The organism is Croceimicrobium sp. (assembly GCF_965228705.1).
Classification (GTDB): Bacteria; Bacteroidota; Bacteroidia; order Flavobacteriales; family Schleiferiaceae; genus Croceimicrobium.
On sequence record NZ_OZ245832.1, the window covers coordinates 3735405 to 3755670 of the forward strand.

The window sequence follows — 20266 nt, forward strand, 5'->3', positions numbered from 1 at the left end:
AAGCTACTGGATATCTAGAATTTACGGGCATAGTGCTGGCAAATTTGTACTTTAGGGATCGGAACATTATGAAAGCTACTTTACCCCTAGATTCGTCATTGTTGGAACTGCTGGGCGATCTAAATCGTGAGTATTGCGCGATTTTGGATGCTGAGTTTAATTTCCTCTACCTGAATCGCTCCTATCGTCATTTGATGGAGGAGATGGGGTACAATCCTAAAGGTGGGCTTTCACTTCTCGACCTATTTAATAAAGATACCGAAGGGCACAGTCGTATTTGGCTGGAAGCATTTAAAAAGCTTAATGCCGCTCAATTGCAATATCAGTTTTCTACCCTGGATCATTGGCCCAAGCAAGAAACGCGCATTGATGCCGAGGTTCAATTGGTTTTGGATTCTGGGGAGGTGAAATACTATGCCATTGGTTTTGATGAGCTCAGTGATACCTTCCTCGAACATCGTTTTAATCAGCTTAAGATCGAATTTCTGGCCAAGGCTATTAAGGTTCAGGAGGTAGATGAACTGCTATGGGTTTTGGTAGATGAATTGCTCTCCAAACTCTATTTGCCGGATGCAATGATTTTACTGCGCAAAGGCAATGTTCTGGTGCCAATTGCGGCTCATGGTAATCAGAGAATTGGAGAAAGAGAAGTAGCGGTGGGTATTAAGGTTCCCTTTTCAGCAGGAATTACCGGCTATGTTGCAACTTCTGCGGTTTCCTATATGACGGCAGATAGTCGTACGGATCCCCGTTATATTCAACAGCATTTCGAAGCAGGTTCTGAGGTAGCCGTACCTATTATGGTAAGGGGAAAGGTATTTGGAGTAATTGATTGCGAGAGCGATAAAGTCAATTATTTCCGTCCTATACATCAAGATTTGTTGGAGCGAGCGGCGGAAGTCTTAAGTGTGAGAATTGAGGAAATGACTTCTCGTGAGGAGCTTTCGCAATTGGAGCAAAGGCATTTGGCCATTATTAACTCTACCCCTAATAGCTTCTTGCTTTTTAATGATAAGTTCGAATTAATGTCTTGTAACTCCGCTGCATATCGGGCTTGGCGAAGGTTTACAGGGGTTAATATTAAAGAAGGACGTTCATTTCGAAGCTTAATCCCCAAGGAATTTAGTGCTCATTTTAAGCGAATGGCAAGTACCGCTTTAAATGGCCAGCATTCTGAAGAATATCTAAGTTGGAAACATCGGAACCGAGATTTCCAATTGAAAATAAATTTTGCCCCCGCTAAAGATCGAGAAGGTCAAATTTTTGGTGTTACCATGTTGATTGAAGACGTTTCTGCGCTATACAATGCCAACCGAACCCTGCGTGTCCAAAATTCGGATCTGGAAAAAAGCAATAAGGAACTCGATCAATTTGTATACAGCATTTCTCATGATTTACGTGCACCGCTGTCCAGTATCATGGGTTTGGTGAACCTGATTGAGAATTCGCAGCAATTGCCGGAAACCAAGCTTTATGGTAAAATGCTTTTGGATGCAACCGAGAGCATGGATAGTTATATCCGCAATACTCTCGAGTATTCTCGCAATAAACGCTTTGTAATTGAAGAAGAGGAAATTGACCTTGAGGAGTTAATCCGGGATATGGAACAGAAGTTTCGTTTTATTCCGGGTTACCGTGAATTAAAATTCCGAAAAGAATTCGAGGTTTCAACCATAAAAAGTGATTCTTATCGTATTGAAATTGTGATTAATAATTTAATTTCTAATGCGATAAAGTATCGTGATGTTTCGAAATCAGAATCTTGGGTCAAGCTTAAAGTTTCCAGTCGTGATAATCATTGGGAGATAAGCGTTTCAGATAATGGATTAGGTATCCCCAAGGCTAAGCAAGCCAATCTTTTTGATATGTTCTTTAAAGTGAAATCCGAACATCCCGGTTCAGGTTTAGGTCTGTATATTCTAAAAGAAGTTATGGATAATTTAAATGGGGAAATAATTGTAGACTCTAAAGAGAAAAAAGGTAGTACCTTTACTCTCCTATTACCCAAAAATAGATAATGATGTCTAAAGTTGTCCTCCTCATTGATGACAATCCTATTGACCTTATGATCAATGAAAAGACTTTGGAACGCTATGATTCCGAAGTTGAAATTTATAAGGCAAATGGAGGAGAACATGCTTTGGAAATGCTAAGGTCCGGAGCTTGTAAGCCTAACTGTGTTTTACTGGATATTAAAATGCCAGTAATGAATGGATTTGACTTTTTAGACGCTTTGATTGCTAGCGGAATGGAAATTAATTTTAATATACACATGCTTTCCTCCAGCATCGATCCATCCGATTTGCAACAAGCCGAACAAAGCCCGATCGTTAATAGCTATATCGAAAAACCTTTATCTTCAGCCAAACTCGAAAGAATCGAGCTTTAGTCCAGTCTGGTAATTTCCTCTTGAATAAGCTCGCAAGCCCAGCGAATATCTTCCTCCGAAATATTGAGTGGGGGCGCAATCCTGAAACTATGCGGACAGCTCAAGAACCAAAAGCTTAAAAGCCCTTTTTTCTGTAATCCTTGCACAATCTGCATTACTTCCTCCGCACTTTCAAAATCGATGGCGAAGAAAAGTCCGCGTCGACGAACTTCTTTGATGCGTGGATTTTGTAAAAGACTTTCAATCAGAGCTCCCTTTTTTTCAATCGAGTCCAAAAGCCTTTCATCTTCAATTACTTTTAAGGTCGCATCCGCCGCAGCGCAGGCCACCGGATTACCGCCAAAAGTGGTGATGTGACCTAACATTGGTCTTTCGCTAAGGCATTGCATTATTTTCTGATCACTGATAAAGGCTCCCAAGGGGAGACCTCCACCCAAAGCTTTGGCCGTGCAAAGGATATCCGGTACGATATCAAATTGCTCAAAGGCAAACCAGGTTCCACAGCGGCCAATGCCCGTTTGAATCTCATCCAAAATAAGCAAGGCACCTACCTCCGAACAACGCGTGCGCAGGGCTTGCATATAGGCTTTATCGGGAATACGCACCCCAGCATCACCCTGAATGGTTTCCACTAAAACGGCAGCGGTGCGCTCGGTAATTTGCTGCAGCTCCTCCATCTTATTGAAATTCAAAAAGCGCACATCAGGGAGCAATGGACGGAAGGCTCTTTTCTTGGTTTCGTTGCCACTTAGGCTTAAAGCACCGTGGGTACTACCATGGTAAGAGCCGCGAAAACCAATAAGCTCGGTTCTTTCCGTATACCTTTTGGCCAGTTTTAAGGCGCCTTCAATGCTTTCGGCGCCGCTGTTTACAAAGTAGGAACAGTTTAATTTTTCGGGAAGTATTCCGGCTAAGCGCTCGGCCAAGCGATTGGGTGTGGATTGCACATACTCCCCATAAACCATAATGTGGAGGTGCTTTTCAACCTGCTCATGGATGGCTTGCTTTATTGCAGGATGACCATGTCCTAGATTACTTACCGAAACCCCGGAAATAAAATCCAAGTACTTTTCGCCATTCGGTCCGTATAGCCAGGAACCTTCAGCTTTTTCAATTTCGATGGCAATGGGAAAAGGGGTGGTCATTGCCAGATGCTTGCGGAATATTTCTTCCTCTCTGTTCATAGGGCAAATTTAGAATTGCAGCGCAGTAAGCGCAATGCCGGGTAAAGAATAAATCAATAGAGGTAAAAGAGGAAGCTGGCGTAGATAAAGTATCGCAAAATACGGCTCAGGGCCACTAGTAAATAGCGAGCCAGGGGATAATCGAGGCTGCCGGCAATTATGGAAACAGGAGAAAAAGGCAAGGGGGTTAAGGCGGCTAAAAAAATTGCCAGGGCGCCAAAGGTGCGGAACTCTTCGCTAAGCTTCGTATAACGCTTGTGAACTAATCGGTCTATAGCAGGAATTCGATTGAGAAGCCTGCCAATTCCAAAAGAGATGATTCCGCCTACATAGCTTAAAAAGGCCAGAACAGTTAAGGATAGCCAGGGCTCTGGAAGTGACTGGCTCCAAATGATGAAGAGGTCCGGGGGTAATATGCCCAGCAAGCTTTCACTGGAAAAGAATAGCAGGAACACGCTCCACACTGGCATTTTTTCATTTAGCCAGAAACTCAGTTCATTTACATCAATGAGAAAGTAATTCACCGCCCAAATAAACCCCATGAAAATCACGAACGTCCAAATCAACTTCGCGATATTTTCACGAATAAATTGCTTACTGCTTTTGGGCTTTTCCTGTGGTTTTTGTTTTTCGGGCATAAGTGCACAAATTTAGCGCCTGCCAGCGTCCCTATGAAAAAGGCGAAAACTTTACATTAGCGCAAATTCCTTTTTTAAATGGCAAAATCCCCAAACTCAAGTAAAGCCTTTAGCTGGTTGTTTTGGTTATTGATGTTAATGCTGCCTCTTTTTCGACTGAAGGCTTTGCAAGATGAAACGCTGGTATCGCGCTATTTGCTTTTAGGTGTTTTTGCTCTGGGTGTTTTGCTACTGGATCGCAAGATTCTTAAAAGCACCTTTCCCCGATTAATAAGCATTCTTTTAATACTCTTTGGGCTTTTGCAATTAATCAGCCTGAGTTGGGCCTACAATCCTTCAGAAAGCTGGGGCGTAGCGGCAAGGGTTTTTGCCTTTAGTCCTTATTTCTTCATTCTTTATTATCAAATCAAAGAAGCGCAATTTGCCTGGCATGATTTGTTGAAGGGCCTATTAATATTCGCTATGGCAGCGGCCTTACCGGCGGCATATTACCTTTTAAAAGCCATGGGGAGCGGTGATTTCTTTGACGACATTTATCAAATAACCGGCACCTTCGGACATAAAAACTTGCTGGCATCAGCCTTAATGTTGAGCTTCCCCTTTGTTTTGGCTTCCTGGGCTTTATTAAAAGGAGTTTGGTCGCGAGTAGCGATGCTAATGGCCCTTTTAATGTTGATCGAAATGTTCGTTCTTCGGACCCGTGGGGTTTGGCTGGCCTTGTTCGGGGCGGCAGTTTTTAGCGCTTTGGTGCTTCAATTTAAAAAACCCGTCGACATCAAAATTCCGCGCAAATGGCTTTTCATTTTTAGTGGAGGGGCCCTGCTAATTTTACTAGCCTTATTTCTTTCGCCACAAATCAAGGCAGGTTTTACTAATAGCAGCAATGTTCAGAAACGTTTGGCTTTTTGGGAGAACAGCATGGAAATGATTAAAGAACATCCGGTTACCGGAGTGGGAGCGGGCAACTGGAAAATCATTTTCCCCAAGTATGGATTAGCCAAGGTGGATCATTCTACCATGCAGGGGATTACTCATATTCAAAGACCCCATAATGACTTTCTTTGGCTATGGGCCGAAACCGGACCTTTGGGCTTGATCCTTTATTTAGGCCTCTTTGTATTGACTCTTTTTCAATTGCTGCGAAACTTAGGTGCAGGCTTAAATAAGGAGCAGCAAATAGTAAATCTCGCCGCTCTATTTGGCTTGGTGTCCCTGGCGGTATTTTCATTTAGTGACTTCCCTCTCGAAAGAGCCAGTCATAGTTTTTTCTTGATGTTGATTTTGGCAATTGCTTGGGCCAGTGCTCCTAAAGCTAAGGAGCAAGGATATTTGGCCTATGCTTTAGTTCCTATGCTAGCTTTAAGCATATTCGTGAATTATCAGCGCTATCAGGGAGAGTCGAAAATAGATTTGGTCATGAAGGCTAATGCCGATCAAAATCCTAAAAGCTTGATAAAGGCTACCGAGGCGGCATTTGATGCGCAATGGTATACCCTGGATAATTATGCGAATCCCTTGCCCTATTATAGCGGTAAGGCTTATATGTTTACGGATCGCTTGCCACAGGCCAAGGTAGACTTGGATATGGCCCGAAACTTTGCACCTTATAATATCTTAGTATTGGAGGCTTTTACACAGTATTATGCGCGTCAAGGTGAGGATAATAGGGCTTTGGCTCTGGCCGATAGTGTTTTGGAAATATCGCCGCATTTTGAAATGTTGCTTTTAATGAAGGCCGAAATTCACTTGAAGCGTAAGGAGTATCCAGATGCATTGGGTACCTTAAATATGTATCCACCTACCAGTAATAATGAACGTTATATGCAGGATTTAGCCCAGGCTCTTCGCGGGAGCCTTGAGACTTATCCTCAACACGGTCGCTATGCTCCCATGATGGAACATTTAAAGCAAAGTGGGCAATTGGTAAATCCGGTAGATTATGTGCGGGCCTATCGGCAGAAGCGTGGTCTCCTGAATTAAATGCTCAGGCCAATAGCATTTAATATTCTCAGGCCTAAGATTTTTAAGCTTTTAGCATCTGCAACTGAGTAGAATTGCTGAGCCTTATCATGCTTACCTCGTTTTTGGTAGAAACGTGCCGCCTCGTAATACTTTCTTTGCGTAGCACGCTCATAATACTGTTTTGTGATAAGATCCTCGCGGTAAAAATGCTCGTACACATTAGTAACCTTATGCAAGTGTTCGTCAATATTACTGCTCATGCCACCTTCTTCGCGGTAATAAGTAAGGGCTTCAGGCCAATAATGCAATTGCTCTCCAGCGATAAGCAATTCGAGCCAGAGGTATAAATCTTCGGCGCCGTGGTAATCTAAATTGGTTTGGAAAGGGTGCTCTTGCGCTAGGTCGGTGCGGATAATACTAGCCGATGGCACCAATGGGCAACCCAAAAGAATTAAGTCCTTTAGCGACTGGATTGGGAAGGTGGGGCGCCGACTTTGCTTACGGCCAAAATTCTCCACGCTATGGTAGAGCACCGCAGTTTCTGGGGCTGATTTTAAAAATTCATAGCAGGCACTTAGCTTTTCCGGATGCCAAAGGTCATCAGCATCTAAGAGTGCACAAAACTTACCTCGGGCTTGAGCAATAGCTGCATTGCGAGCCGCACCCAAACCCAGGTTTTCTTGTTCAATAATTTGATAGGCCAAGAGCCCTTTGTCTTCAAACCATTGCTTAAGCATTTCTCCACTGCCATCGTTGCTGCCATCATTGGTTATAATGATTTCGTAGTCGCTGAAACTCTGCGACCAAACAGATTCAAGGCAGTCTTCGAGTGTTTCGATGGCATTGTAAACCGGAATGATAACCGAGTAAAAGGGCTGACTCATGAATTCCAATATTTACCTGGAAAAATTTGGCTGCGTAATTTTTTCAGAGGCTTTAATAATCCTATCCATTTTAAAAAGTCACGTAGGTAGGATATTACATAGGTAATAAAGATTCGCCAAACCAAATTGTTCTTATACTCTCCGAAAATGCGAAAATGCACTTTGTTTAGCGCCCGGTTTTCAGAGTTTAAACTGTGGTAAGGAAGATTGCCAATCCACCAATTGGCAAATTCATCCATGGCGGCATCGGCTTCCTTATTCGCATCTGGAATCCCCTCTCTTAAAAGTTGATTGATCGCTATAAGTTCTTTATAAACTGAGGCCTGCTTACGCGAGCGACTCCTTTGGGTTTGTGTATGGACTCTAAAGTAGTTGAGGATTTCGGCTTTAAAGGCCAGGTCGTAATGCAGGAGGATTTTAGCATATAAGTACCAATCACCATTTAAGCGCATTTGAGGGTCACCACCACCTGCTTCTAAATAAGCAGATTTGCGAAAAAGGGCGCCGCTGGCATTGGGAATGGGATTGTGGAAAAACAACCAATTCCGACAGGCTTCTTTGCCATTAATAATAAAATCCTCTTGCCAGGCCTTTGACTTATAAAGGAAGCGAAGGTTTTCTTCGTAGCTGTTTAATTCATGTCCCGCCTCATCAATCAACATTGATTGGGCATAAGCAATACCAACCTGCGGGTTTTCATCCAATAATGGTACTAAGGCTGCCAAGAGATCAGGATGGGCTAAATCATCACTTTCGGCCACCCAAATGTATTCGCCCTGAGCCAGAGCTACCCCCTTGTTCCATTGCTTAAAAGGACTGCCACTGTTTTGATCATTGAGGATAAGCTGCCATTCCGGATTCGCATCGGCATAAGCCTGGAGTATCCCGGCACTACCATCTTTACTGGCATCATCCAATAATATCACCTCATAGTCTTGAAAGCTTTGGTTTTTAATGCTTTCCAGGCGCTGCGCCAAATAGGCCTCATGCTGATAATTGGGAACAATGATCGTGAGCTTGGGCATTAACGCAGGTATTTCTTAAAGTTGGCCTTGAGAGCTAAGCCGGTAAACTTTTCGAGGGCTTCGATACTGGCGGAATCCTGAGCACGAAGTTTTTCATATTCCAGTTCCAGATAATGATCGCCAAGCTTTTGGGCAAAACTGCGACCTTGTTTCACATAATCCTGGCAAAGCTGATGGCAATAAGTCGGGTCTTTAAGTTCGGGGGCAAATACTTCGCCGTTGAGCTCATTTCGCTTTTGCAAGGATGCTACCACATCCTCTTCATTGCGGAGCAAGTGAATCACCTTAGCACCGGGAAAATTAGCCAGCCACATATCTAAGGTGAAGGTGTTCCGGGGATCTTTCCAACCCCATTTTTCATTGCGTAGGGCTTGACGTAATTGGGCCAATCTACCATTTAACCGGAAGTGTTCTCTAAAAAGTTCCTGGGCAGGAATCTCATGCCAGTGCAGCTTTTCAGGGACTTTGGGCTTATGCCAATCGGCGCCGCTTTTCCATAAAACTTGTTGATTGATACTAAGGAAGTGCATGGCCTCATAATTATGATCCTTCACCACACCCATAAAGATGCCGGATTTCTCCAGTACTTTTGTGAGTATGGAGGTGCCGCTACGGTGCATACCAATAATGATGAATGGAGGACGCATTGCATTCAATGAGTGATCAAAGAAAGATAATTTTTCTGCACTTGCCTAAAACAGGAGGCAGCACTCTGGTGAATATTTTACATCAGCACTACGGTTTGGAGCAATCTGCCCTCATTGCTGGTGATGATAAAGTGGCTTTGGCCGATGCGATTCAAGCGGGGATACCCTTTATTCACGGGCATTTCAGCGCCAAGCTTTTGAAGGCAGCGCCAAACTATTATAAGGCCACCATGTTAAGGGAGGCCAGCGATCGGGTAATTTCACGCTATGTGCATTTAGCCCATTCTAAAGAAGAGCGCCTGCAAAAGGAGTTTGCATCCTATTCGAGTTTCGAAGATTTTCTGCAAAGTACCTATGCCGATAATTGGCAAGTACGCATGCTTTCTGGTCAATGGCATGAGGGACATGTAAATGAGGAAAGCTACCTAAAGGCGGTAGATCAACTCTATGATTTTGATTGGGTGGCTACGGCCGATCAAATGGCGAAAGCCGCTCTGGACTTAAGCCTGAAGCTGGGTTTTGAGAGCTATTATCATCCCCATTTAAATACCCGCGCTTCCCAAGAATTGTGGCAGGAACTCAATGCAAAATACCGCGATTCAATTGCCGATTTAAATCGCTTTGATGCCCAATTAGTGGTAGAGGCAAGAGCGATTTTTAATCGGAATAAAAAGCTTCCTTTTGGTAAGGGTATAAAACTGAAGTTGAAGGGCCTATTCTCCTAAGACTGCCAAGAGCTTTTGATCTCTACCCCAGGATTTTGCCTTTGCACCGCCACTTCATTTTGCTGCCATTCTTCGCTAAGCACTTCAAAATAACAGGCTCTACCCAGGAAATCGGCGCGAATGCCATCCAAATAAATATGGGCATTAAAGAAAAAGCGTCCCGCCATTAAGGGCAGCTCAGGAATGCTTAATTGTGCCTTTTGCAGATCTCCTTTTAATTGATGTTGGAAGCTGCTGAGGTAATTACCACGACTGTTGAATAGATGTAGCTCTAAGCGAATTTCTTTGGCTTGCGCGGAACTCTCCCATGCCAAGTTAAGTAGGAGGCTTTCCCCACTTTTAAGAAGCTTGGATCCGTCTTTGGCTTTTACTTCAATCCGCTGGAAGCGAGCCCGGCCATCACCCTCGCGATCGGTACGTTCCGCCGGATTACTATCGGCGTTTAGCTGTTCCAGTCCGCCTAAGTATTGCTCAATCATTTCATTAGGCGCTCCGGTGGCTTGTAGTATACCTTGATTGATCCAGGCTACTCGATCGCAGAGGCTGTTAATAGCCCCCATATTATGACTTACGAAAACTATGCTGCGGGCCTGGGCCTTGGAAATGTCTTCCATGCGAGCGAGGCATTTCTTTTGGAAGTCGGCATCGCCCACCGCTAATACTTCATCGATGAGTAATATATCCGAGTCCAGATGTGCAGCCACCGAAAAGGCCAGCCGCACAAACATGCCGCTGCTGTAGCGCTTTACCGGCATATCCAAAAAACGACTTACTCCCGCAAATTCTACAATTTCATCAAAGCGCGCTTTAATGGAAGCTCTGCTCATACCCAGTATACTACCATTGAGGTGAATATTTTCTCTACCACTTAATTCGGGATGAAAGCCGGTGCCTACTTCAAGCAGGGAGGCCATTTTGCCATGCACCTTAATCTGTCCTTTCGTTGGTGCGGTAATGCGGCTAAGGATTTTTAGTAAGGTAGATTTACCCGCGCCATTGGCACCAATTAAGCCTAAAACTTCACCTTGCTCTAAGTCGAGATTGATATTGTCCAGAGCCAAAAAATGCTCCTTGCCCGCAATACGATATTGCTTGGAAATGCCTTGTATTTCGAGGGCCTTTTTCACAGGAGATCGGCCATTTTACGTTCTACTTTTTGGAAGTATATCCAGCCACTCAGGAAGAGTGCTAATGAGAATACAATGCTTAAGCTAATACCACTATTATTGGCCTGAAAGCCCAATTCGAATATTCCGGCTCGCCATATTTCCAGGATGCCCATCATGGGGTTTAGGTAGAGCAAGATTTGATATTTCTCATCCAGGGCGGTATACCATAATTCCGGACTATAAGCAATGGGGCTCAGAAAAAACAGCATTTGAGCAAAGAAGGGAATAATCTGTTGGAGGTCGCGGAATCGTAAGCTCAGCGCGGCAAACCATAGGGCCAGGCCCTGTGAAGCGAAAAAGCTAATGAAGAGAGCCGCTACAAAACTGCCCAGACTTAAAAGCGTGAAATGCGCATCGGCGAAAGCCACAAAAACAAACAGAATAAGTACGAAAATGAGATCTACGGAGGCCACTAAACTTTTGGAAAGCACTAAAAGTATACGTGGAAAATAGATTTTCTGCAGCATGGTCCGGGCCTGAATGAGGGAGGCTGCACCTTGACTCAAATTGTAATTGAAAAAGCCCCAAAAGATTAAACCACTAAGCGTGTAGCTTAAAAAAGGGATGCCTTGCGTGTTGGCCTGTAATGCGCGCTGAAACACTAAATAGAGTACTGCCAAAGAAAGTACAGGCTGTAGTACTGCCCAAAGGGCGCCCAGCATGGTTTGGGCATAGCGTACCTTAAAATCGCGACGTGCCAGGCTGACGCCCAAACTGCGGTATTGCATCAGCTCTTTCCATTGGCTGGCCAAACTTTGGCGGCCCGACTTTATTAGTATGTAGCTATTCTTTGCGATGTCACAAATATAGCGGCCTTGAAGCTTCTAGTTCCGGGCCAGCCTTAAAGTTCTTCGTTCTCCTTCGCGATTTAGGTGCAAGAGGTAAATGCCAGCCTGCTCCGGTAATTGGAATGAATAGTCTTCAGAACCTTCAATTTGATCTTTAAATAAGATACGACCCTGTAAATCGGTGAGCAGTACTTGCGTGCCATGTAATTCGTAAGGAGCATCTAAATGGACCAGTCCATTGGATGGGTTTGGATAAGCACTAATTTGAGTGTAGTCATTTTCTTCCAGGCCGATAGGTTCCCAGTATTGCAGGCAGGCACTGGTGTCAATGCAATTCCCATTGTCTACAATCACCGCAAATTGTCCGCTGGTATCGGGATGAAATTCGCGACCGGTTGCACCGGGAATCGGACTTAAGAGACTATCGCAAATTAACCATTGGTAGGTGGCTCCAAATTGATTGGCTCTAAAAGTGGTATCATTAACCAAAGTGGCTGATGAATCGATGAAATTCATAGTTAAAGCCAGGTACACTAAGGAATCACAGCCAGATGAGTTGGGGATTATATAGCGATCCCCACTGCGGGTATCGTGATAGGTAAAGCTATTGATCCAGGTATAGGAATTACAAGCCTGAATGGTGTCATAACCATAGCCTTCCTGGCAATAGGTAAGTTTAAGCATGAAAGATTCGAGGCCGGGACTTTGACCATTGTCTACAATATTTGGGTCGGGATCGAAATCCATGAGGCTTTCAAAGCGACCAGCCACATATATTTCGCCTCGGTTATTGGCCATGGCCAGGGCGGGATAGTCGATTTGGCTGCCACCCCAGGATTCACCGTAGAGGTAATTGCCTGCCGAATCAATCTGAGCAACGAAGATGTCCTGCAATCCTTTGGAAGTTTTCATATTGGCTCCCAGGCTAGGGTCGAGATCTATACTTCCGGAATAAGGTGCCGAAACAATAGCACCTCCTGAGCCATCCCGATTGAGGAAAAGGCTGTTTTTGCCAATTTCCGCATCACCCCACATTCGAGCCCAGTCGACCGACCAACTGGTGTCAAGTTTCCATACAAAAAGAGGGTTTTGGTTACCTACCGCACTTAGGTTAAGCACGGAGGCAGTATCGGGGTCAAAATCTTTGGTTCCGGTGAAATAACCTGAGAAATAGAGGGTTTCGCTATTTTGCATTTGCATCTTCTGCGGTATAATTTCACTGTTGAAAGCCGAAACAAAGAGGCCAAATGGATTGAGCTTTAAAAAGAAACCATCCCCAGAATTGGTATTGAGCCAATATTCTTCCCCGGCAGTAGTGTCGGGGTCAAAGTCGACCGAATCATTAAAAAAGCCCTGGGCATAAACGTCGCCATTATCAGCGATTTTTACGTTCAAGGCCTGGTCTTCGAGGGCAGAACCTACAGAGCGAACCCACCAAATGTTTCCTCCCGGATGCAAGCGCATGATGAAAACATCTCCTCTGCCCAGTGAGTTTACCGGAGCGTAACCACCTACACTGGGGTCCATATCGGAATTGCCCCAGAAGAAACCGCCGATTACGATATCACCATTATTGTTTACATCAATATCGTTTGGGCTTTCTAAGGAGCGATCCCCAAATACCTTGGCATACATTAAATCTCCATTGGCTTTAATTACCCATAGAAACACATCGGCATAACCAGCGGCGGTAAGGTTAACTACTCCAGGTCCAGGGTCGAAATCGAGGGTACGGGTAAATTCACCCACAGCATATACATTGCCATTGATATCGGTATCAATAGCCGTAATTTTTTCCGGATTATTATTGCCCAAAGAATGAGCCCATTTGAGATTGCCATAAGCATCGTATTTGGCAATAAACATATCGTAGATTCCAACCGCAGTATCGATTCGGGCATGTGGGCCATGATCAAAATCGACAATGCCTGAAAAAGTTCCGGCCACAATGATATTCCCAAAGGCATCCATTTGGCTGTCGATGATATTGAATTGATCATTTTGAGTAAACCAGGCTAATTGCAGGCTTTGGCCCATTACACTCAAACTAAGAAGGCAGAGAAGTAAAGTTTTCTTCATACGAAGGGCATAGGGAATTAAACCGCTCAAGTTAAAAAAATGCCGCTACACTTCGGCTTGGCAATGAGTGCTCGTTCTATATTTGTTTTTATGTCCATCCTAAGCACTGCCATTGAATACCTGAAAGGAGTAGGGCCGGCTAAAGCGGATTTACTGAAAAAGGAATTGCAGATCTTTCGCTATGCCGATTTATTGCAATTGTATCCTTATCGCTATGTAGATCGCAGCCGTTTTTACAAAATCAAAGAACTTGGAGGTACCGCCGCTGAGGTGCAGATTAAGGGTCGTATTACCAATATGGAAGTGCAAGGCCCCAAGGGTCGCGGTGGTCGTTTGAAAGCTACTTTTCAGGACGATACCGGAGAGGTAGAATTGGTTTGGTTTAAAGGGGTGCAATGGATTCAGAAGTCCTTAAAATTGCATCAGGACTACGTGCTTTACGGTAAGCCCAATTTCTTTAATGGCGGATTAAGTTTTCCGCATCCTGAATTAGATTTGGAAGCCGATTTTAAACGCAGCCCTTTGCGGGGATTGCAGCCACTGTATCCTAGCACAGACAAGCTCAATCAGAAAGGATTGAATAATCGGGGTTTGGCCAAATTAACCAAGGTGCTCTTACCTCAGTTAAAAGGGGCCTTGCCGGATTTCTTTCCGGCTCATTTTCGGGAGCGTTATGCCCTAATGCCACGGGAAGAAGCCTTAATGCAAATTCACTTTCCCAGTAGTATTGATAAAGCGGAGGCGGCACGTACACGCTTGAAGTTTGAGGAGCTTTTCTTTTTTCAAATGGAAATGGCTGCTCAAAAACGTCAGCATCACCGGGACTTTCAAAGTTTCGCTTTCGCGGAAGTCGGCGCACACTTCAATCATTTTTACGAGAAGGTTTTACCCTTCGAATTAACGGGAGCCCAAAAAAGAGTGCTCAAGGAAATTCGGCAGGATATGCGCTATGGCAAGCATATGAATCGCCTCCTTCAGGGGGATGTAGGATCCGGCAAAACCATGGTAGCTTTAATGGCGATGTTAATTGCTATTGATAATGGTTTTCAGGCTTGCTTAATGGCACCTACCGAAATTTTAGCCCAACAGCATTATCAGGGTATTCGCGAATTATTGGAAGATTCTCCTTTGGAAGTAGCCTTGTTAACGGGCTCGGTAAAGACCGCTGACCGGAAGGTAATCCATGAAAAATTGCAATCGGGGGAACTTCACATTTTAATCGGCACCCATGCCTTATTGGAAGATAAGGTGAAGTATAAAAACCTGGGCCTGGCGGTAGTGGATGAGCAACATCGTTTTGGCGTAGCGCAACGGGCCAAGCTTTGGAAGAAAAACAAACTACCGCCTCATATTTTGGTAATGACGGCTACTCCCATTCCACGTACCCTAGCCATGAGTATTTATGGCAATTTGGACCTTTCGGTGATTGATGAATTGCCTCCGGGTAGAAAGCCTATCACCACAAGCCATGCCTTTGATAAAGATCGCAATAAGCTCTTTGGCTTTTTAGAGTCGGAGATTGAAAAGGGGCGACAGGTGTATATCGTTTATCCGCTGATTGAAGAGTCGGAGAAAATGGATTATAAGGATCTGATGGATGGTTATGAAAGTATTTGTCGTGCTTTTCCTCGGCCTAAGTATCAGGTAAGTGTGGTGCATGGGAAGATGAAGCCCGAGGATAAGGATTTTGAAATGCAACGCTTTGCTTCGGGGAAAACTCAGATCATGGTGGCGACCACAGTAATTGAAGTGGGGGTGAATGTGCCTAATGCCTCAGTGATGGTGATTGAATCAGCCGAGCGCTTTGGCTTGAGTCAATTGCATCAGTTACGCGGCAGGGTAGGGCGTGGTGCCGAAAAGAGCTATTGCATTTTAATGACCGGTCCGAAATTAAGTCGGGATGCTCAGGTTCGAATGAAGACCATGGTGCGCACCCAGGATGGTTTTGAGATTGCCGATGTAGATCTCAAATTACGAGGACCGGGAGATTTAACCGGAACCCAGCAAAGTGGTATGCTCAATCTTAAACTAGCCGACCTTAGGCAGGATACTCCAATTATGGATTTATCACGTCGGGCCTTACAAGATTTATTCAATGCCGATCCCTCCTTAAAAGCAGCTGAGCATCAGAGTATATTGGAGGAGTTTGCCAAGCGAAAGTCCGGTAAAATCGACTGGGGACGTATCGCCTAAAAGCAAGCTACCCATTTTTTGGCATGATATTTTTATGTTGTTGATGGAACGCAAAAACCATCACAATGAAAAAGCTAATTGTACTCCTCTTGGGCCTCAGCATAGCCTCTTGTTCTTATGAAAGTAATGTGCCCGGACCGGTTGGTCCACAAGGCCCTCCCGGACCCGGATTAAGTTATCGTATTATTGATGCCACCGCTCTTTTTGAGAACTGGTTGCCCTTTAATAATCCTGGTGAAATCGATTATCAGTATTACCAGGAATTCAATGCCCCTGAGATTGATCAATATACCTTCGATAATGGATTGGTGATTGGCTATCAGATTGACGGCGGAACTACTTATACGCTGCCAAACACCATTAACTTCGATGGTTATACCCGCGAGTTTAGTTTGTACTATGGCGTAGGTTATGTAGGTTTTATTTGTAAAGATTCCGACCTACAATCTACTCCTCCTGATGTTGACCAATATTTCAAGGTGTATATCGTGAATCCTTCCAGTGGTAAGCGCGACCTCAGTGGAATGTCGCAAACAGAACTGGAATTGTATCTTCGCGAGATGAAGGCCGAAGGATCGGCTCGTGAGATCAAGCTTACCCGAAAGAAATGACCTTAAATAAGTGCTCTTTATATAGACCGATGTTTTTAAGCATCGGTCTTTTTTTTGTGTTGCTATCGGGCCTGCGGGCTCAGGATTTTAAAAGTCTGCATTTGGTGGCGCGCTTCGACACCATTGAAGAAAAGGTTTTAGGAACTGTCTACCATCAAGTAGCAGTAAATGAGGAAGTAGATCAATTGGTGCTCAATGCCATTCGCATGGAAATTAAATCCTTGCAATTGAATGGTGAAGATTGGGATTTTGTGCAAAATGATACCGCTCTTTTCATTCCTATAAAGGAAGGTGCCAGCGGTGAGCTTCAACTGCGAATTGAGTATGAAGCAAAGCCTAATAAAGGAATTTATTTTATTGGCTGGCAAGATGAGACACGCCGGGCCCGCCGACAAATTTGGACGCAGGGTCAGGGCATTGATCATCGACATTGGATTCCTCATCATGATGATCAAACTGATAAAATTCTCTTTTCAGCTGAGTGGATTTTTAATTCCGATTATCAAATAATGAGCAATGGTCTACTGGATTCCATGGTGACTAAAGAAGGCGAGAACCATTGGTATTACAGTATGAATAAGCCCATGAGTTCCTATCTGATCGCCATGGCTTTAGGGAACTATGTTGCCAGTGCTCAAATGGTAAAGGGGAGGCCTCATATCTTATATCATTATCCTGATCGAATTGCAGATAGCGCTTGGTACTATTATCGACATCAACATATTGCTTCTTTTTTGGAAGAGGAAATCAATTATGAATATCCCTGGCGTAATTACAAGCAAGCACCGGTAATGGACTTCCGTCATGGGGCTATGGAGAATACCTGTGCGACCATTTTTGGAGATTTTTTTCTGGTGGATTCCATTGCCTTTAATGATCGTAATTACACCTATGTAGATGCCCATGAGTTTGCGCATCAATGGTTCGGGAATTTGGTGACTGCAGAGGGCTCTGAGCATCATTGGCTACATGAAGGTTTTGCGACTTATTATCAGTGGTTAAGTGAAGAAGAGCTTTATGGTTCCAATCATTATGATTGGGAGTTGTTTAAGGCTCGAGAGTTAATAGAGGGGGCCGCCGCTCGTGATAGCCTTCCCTTGGCACATCCCAAAGCGGGAGTGGAGCGCTTTTACCAAAAGGGGGGCTGGCTATTGCATATGCTTCGGAACTATGTAGGCGACTCGGTATACCGCATGACGATTGACGATTATTTGCATCGTTATGCTCACCAAGTGGTACAGAATGAAGATTTGATCGCCCTATTTGAAAAGCACAGTGATAAAGACATTCGATCCTTTTTCGATCTATGGCTTTATGGAAAGAAGGAACCATCCTTACGCATTAGACACAGTCCTATAAAAGAGGCTCTGGTAACTGATTTAAGTGAAGCCATGCCTCAAGAATTGAAGTTCGCCTTTTTGGTGAATGGGACATGGCGCTTTCAAAATCATCAAATACCCAAAGGGCGCTCAATGATTCTGATCCCGGATTCATGCACGGCCTATTATTTGGCGAATGTGGATGATTTGCTCCTGAACTTGCAGGATGAAAGCATGACTCAGGAACACTATCGTATTGCCTTTGAAGCCAATAATCAATTGTCGGCCCGTTGTCGCTATATGCGCGAATGGCCACAATGGGAGGAAGATTTAGATTTTATTAAGTCAGTAGCTGAGGATAAGCAGAATTTTCATTGGCTTCGCGCCGAAGCGATAAAAGCTTATGTCCGTATTTCAAAAGATAGAAATCAAGAAAGGGCATTGCTAGAAAGCCTGCTCCGCAGCACGAAGGATGTACAATTGCAAAAGGCAATTATGACTTTGGTTTTGAAAGAAAAAATGGACCTTGATGCTCAGATTTTGGCAGATTTACGTCAATACGGGGGCTCCTATGAGTTGAGGTCTTCTGCCTTACAAGCCAGTATTGATCCCGATAATTTGGCGACTATGAAATGGCTCAATGATACGCATTGGGCGGAGCAACCGGGAATAGTAGGACACGAACTTTATTTACAAACGCTCTTTTATCGATTTGCCTTTTTTAGAGATCAGGAGGCCTTGGTCAAAATGTTGGATTTTGCCGGACCATTCTTCGATTTCAATACCCGTATGAATGCCTTGAGCTATTTATCCTATTTACCGATTGATGCCGATTTGTATTGGCAGCGATTGTTTGAGGCCTTTCAAAATAAGAACTGGAAACTCAGTAAAATGGGGCGTGAGAAACTCCTCGATTTACAAAGCAAAGAAGCCACCCAGTTTAAAAAGGCTTATCGCAAGGCCAAGCGCGATTGGGATGATTTTCAAAAGCGAAAGGCAGAGCGTACTTTTGAGAAGGAATAGCTATGCCTGCCAATCACAATCGACTTAGCCAGTTTCTGGTTTTACTGGGGGACTTTGCCCTCCTCAATGCTGCATTTTTCGGAGCGGCCTGGCAGCGCTTTCGGGATTTGCCTTTTTTCGATACACCTTATTACGACTATTACCTACAGCTTTGGTTGATCCTAAATTTGCTGTGGTTGGTATTGAGCTTTATTTTCCGAACCTATGATTTGGCTTTAAAGCCCGAGCCTCGTCAATCGGTATCCAAAACCTTTAATGTTTTTATCGGTCACCTTTTTGTAGTACTTCTTTTATTGGTGGCCTTGCAGCGAAGTGAGCAGTACAGCCGTTTGTTCTTTGTGTATTTCTATAGCGGTGTGGCCCTCACTATTTTACCTTGGCATTTCTTTTACCTTCGTTTTTTACGCTCCTTCCGACGAAGATCACGGCCTTTGCGAACCGTAGTTTTGGTGGGTGAAGGACGGGCCTTTGATGATTTCATTCAGTTGGTGGGGCGCAATCCGGAATTAGGAATTGCCGTGTCTCGAAGCTTTCGCATCGATAAATCGGATAGCCTGGAAGATCTGGAAGCTTACCTGGAACAATCTCCCGGTGAAGAATTGTTTGTGGCCTTAAATCCTGGTCATGCCGCATTTGGGAAATTGTACCGTTTGGCGGATCAGCATGTAATGAATTTCCGAGCCCTGCCTGATTTGGGTATGCCTCCCATGAAGAGCATGCGCATTGATTTTTACGATCATCTACCGGTATTAAGCTTCCGGCCCGAGCCCTTACAGCAATGGCATAATCGCTGGTTGAAGCGCAGTTTTGATATCCTTTTTTCCTTGCTCTTAATCTTGATTTGCCTGCCTCTCTTATTTCCAATTCTAGCGATTGGGGTAAAATTATCAGGACCCGGTCCCATTTTCTTTAAGCAGAAACGCAGTGGTTATCGTGGGGAGGAATTCGTGATTTACAAGTTCCGAAGTATGGCCCTGAATGCCCAATCGGATACGCATCAGGCGAAAGCCGAAGACCCCCGCATTACTTCTTTCGGACGATTTATTCGGCGTTGGCATTTGGATGAATTGCCCCAGCTTTTTCAGGTTTTAGGAGGAGAGATGTCGATGGTAGGACCCAGACCGCATATGATTGCTCATACCGAAGAATACCGCAATCTGGTAGATCGCTATATGCTCAGGCATTTGGTGAAACCTGGCTTAACCGGTTTGGCGCAGGTGCAGGGCTATAAGGGGGAGCATGATTTGCCCTCCATGGAAGCCAGGGTGCGTGCTGATGTGTATTATCTGGAGAATTGGAGCCTGCTGCTCGATCTGAGTATCATCTTACGAACGCTGGCTAGTTGGTCTAAAACCAATTAAAAAAGCCAGACCCTAAAGAATCTGGCTTTTCCATATCTAGACTTTGCAAGTACTTATTCCGAAAAGGCGATAAAGCGGGCAAAAGCTAATGATGCTGGTGAGGACGAAAATACCTGCTAATATCATTAATACGATGCCCAGGGTGGAGCCAATAATGCCACTAAAATACAAGTAGGCTACTACGGCGGCGATAATTAGGCGAATAAGACGGTCGGCGTTGCTCATGTTCTTTTTCATAACATTTCATTTGGATTGTAGAGCTAAACTAG

The 20266-nt window shown here is 44.3% G+C and carries 17 protein-coding genes; 8 read left to right on the forward strand and 9 right to left on the reverse strand.

The annotated features are described in order from the left end of the window. The first annotated feature begins 68 nt into the window (after nucleotides 1-68). The gene (locus ACO05P_RS16710) at nucleotides 69-2018 is read left to right on the forward strand and encodes a sensor histidine kinase (protein ID WP_421752637.1); all 1950 of its coding nucleotides are present in this window, start codon (nucleotides 69-71) and stop codon (nucleotides 2016-2018) included. Next, entirely contained in the window at nucleotides 2018-2389 is a 372-nt protein-coding gene (locus tag ACO05P_RS16715; RefSeq protein ID WP_421752639.1) for a response regulator, read from the forward strand. Before ACO05P_RS16710 ends, ACO05P_RS16715 begins: the two co-directional genes overlap by 1 nt. On the opposite strand, the gene ACO05P_RS16720 is transcribed toward ACO05P_RS16715, so the two are convergent. Together ACO05P_RS16720 and ACO05P_RS16725 are read right to left on the reverse strand one after the other, a co-directional pair. Next, a complete protein-coding gene (locus tag ACO05P_RS16720; RefSeq protein ID WP_421752641.1) occupies nucleotides 2386-3573 on the reverse strand; it encodes an aspartate aminotransferase family protein in 1188 nt (395 codons plus the stop codon). The genes ACO05P_RS16715 and ACO05P_RS16720 overlap by 4 nt on opposite strands. A 53-nt stretch (nucleotides 3574-3626) precedes the next feature. After that, entirely contained in the window at nucleotides 3627-4211 is a 585-nt protein-coding gene (locus tag ACO05P_RS16725; RefSeq protein ID WP_421752643.1) for a YqaA family protein, read from the reverse strand. Between the two features lie 78 nt (nucleotides 4212-4289). On the opposite strand from ACO05P_RS16725, the gene ACO05P_RS16730 reads away from it, so the two are divergent. Next, on the forward strand, nucleotides 4290-6191 hold the full coding sequence (locus ACO05P_RS16730) for an O-antigen ligase family protein (RefSeq protein WP_421752645.1): 1902 nt from the start codon (nucleotides 4290-4292) through the stop codon (nucleotides 6189-6191). On the opposite strand, the gene ACO05P_RS16735 is transcribed toward ACO05P_RS16730, so the two are convergent. The 3 genes from ACO05P_RS16735 to ACO05P_RS16745 are packed head-to-tail and all read right to left on the reverse strand — an operon-like array spanning nucleotide 6188 to nucleotide 8729. Next, a complete protein-coding gene (locus tag ACO05P_RS16735; protein ID WP_421752647.1) occupies nucleotides 6188-7057 on the reverse strand; it encodes a glycosyltransferase family 2 protein in 870 nt (289 codons plus the stop codon). The two genes, ACO05P_RS16730 and ACO05P_RS16735, sit on opposite strands and share 4 nt — an antisense overlap. Beyond that, on the reverse strand, nucleotides 7054-8082 hold the full coding sequence (locus ACO05P_RS16740; RefSeq protein ID WP_421752649.1) for a glycosyltransferase family 2 protein: 1029 nt from the start codon (nucleotides 8080-8082) through the stop codon (nucleotides 7054-7056). Before ACO05P_RS16740 ends, ACO05P_RS16735 begins: the two co-directional genes overlap by 4 nt. Then, nucleotides 8082-8729: a sulfotransferase gene (locus ACO05P_RS16745; RefSeq protein WP_421752651.1), complete on the reverse strand. Its 648-nt coding sequence runs from the start codon at nucleotides 8727-8729 to the stop codon at nucleotides 8082-8084. Before ACO05P_RS16745 ends, ACO05P_RS16740 begins: the two co-directional genes overlap by 1 nt. An 8-nt stretch (nucleotides 8730-8737) precedes the next feature. Between ACO05P_RS16745 and ACO05P_RS16750 the strand changes: the two genes are divergently transcribed. Continuing rightward, complete coding sequence (locus ACO05P_RS16750) at nucleotides 8738-9454, forward strand: sulfotransferase family 2 domain-containing protein (protein ID WP_421752653.1); 717 nt, start codon at nucleotides 8738-8740, stop codon at nucleotides 9452-9454. On the opposite strand, the gene ACO05P_RS16755 is transcribed toward ACO05P_RS16750, so the two are convergent. The 3 genes from ACO05P_RS16755 to ACO05P_RS16765 all read right to left on the reverse strand — a co-directional run bounded on the left by ACO05P_RS16755 (nucleotide 9451) and on the right by ACO05P_RS16765 (nucleotide 13490). Then, the gene (locus ACO05P_RS16755) at nucleotides 9451-10581 is read right to left on the reverse strand and encodes a polysaccharide ABC transporter ATP-binding protein (protein ID WP_421752655.1); all 1131 of its coding nucleotides are present in this window, start codon (nucleotides 10579-10581) and stop codon (nucleotides 9451-9453) included. The two genes, ACO05P_RS16750 and ACO05P_RS16755, sit on opposite strands and share 4 nt — an antisense overlap. Then, nucleotides 10578-11375, reverse strand: coding sequence for an ABC transporter permease (locus ACO05P_RS16760; RefSeq protein WP_421752657.1), 798 nt, complete (start codon nucleotides 11373-11375; stop codon nucleotides 10578-10580). Before ACO05P_RS16760 ends, ACO05P_RS16755 begins: the two co-directional genes overlap by 4 nt. Before the next feature lie 72 nt (nucleotides 11376-11447). Further along, a complete protein-coding gene (locus tag ACO05P_RS16765) occupies nucleotides 11448-13490 on the reverse strand; it encodes a T9SS type A sorting domain-containing protein (protein WP_421752659.1) in 2043 nt (680 codons plus the stop codon). 90 nt (nucleotides 13491-13580) lie between these two features. Between ACO05P_RS16765 and recG the strand changes: the two genes are divergently transcribed. The 4 genes from recG to ACO05P_RS16785 all read left to right on the forward strand — a co-directional run bounded on the left by recG (nucleotide 13581) and on the right by ACO05P_RS16785 (nucleotide 19997). Next, nucleotides 13581-15683 (forward strand): ATP-dependent DNA helicase RecG, encoded by a 2103-nt coding sequence (gene recG, locus ACO05P_RS16770; protein WP_421752661.1) that lies wholly within the window; start codon nucleotides 13581-13583, stop codon nucleotides 15681-15683. A gap of 65 nt (nucleotides 15684-15748) precedes the next feature. Then, the gene (locus ACO05P_RS16775) at nucleotides 15749-16294 is read left to right on the forward strand and encodes a hypothetical protein (protein WP_421752663.1); all 546 of its coding nucleotides are present in this window, start codon (nucleotides 15749-15751) and stop codon (nucleotides 16292-16294) included. Nucleotides 16295-16323: 29 nt separating this feature from the next. Continuing rightward, nucleotides 16324-18636: a M1 family metallopeptidase gene (locus ACO05P_RS16780; protein WP_421752665.1), complete on the forward strand. Its 2313-nt coding sequence runs from the start codon at nucleotides 16324-16326 to the stop codon at nucleotides 18634-18636. A gap of 2 nt (nucleotides 18637-18638) precedes the next feature. After that, on the forward strand, nucleotides 18639-19997 hold the full coding sequence (locus ACO05P_RS16785; protein ID WP_421752667.1) for an exopolysaccharide biosynthesis polyprenyl glycosylphosphotransferase: 1359 nt from the start codon (nucleotides 18639-18641) through the stop codon (nucleotides 19995-19997). 36 nt (nucleotides 19998-20033) lie between these two features. Here the strand turns inward: ACO05P_RS16785 and ACO05P_RS16790 are convergent, their stop codons facing one another. Further along, on the reverse strand, nucleotides 20034-20234 hold the full coding sequence (locus ACO05P_RS16790) for a YgaP family membrane protein (RefSeq protein WP_421752669.1): 201 nt from the start codon (nucleotides 20232-20234) through the stop codon (nucleotides 20034-20036). Nucleotides 20235-20266: the final 32 nt, after the last annotated feature.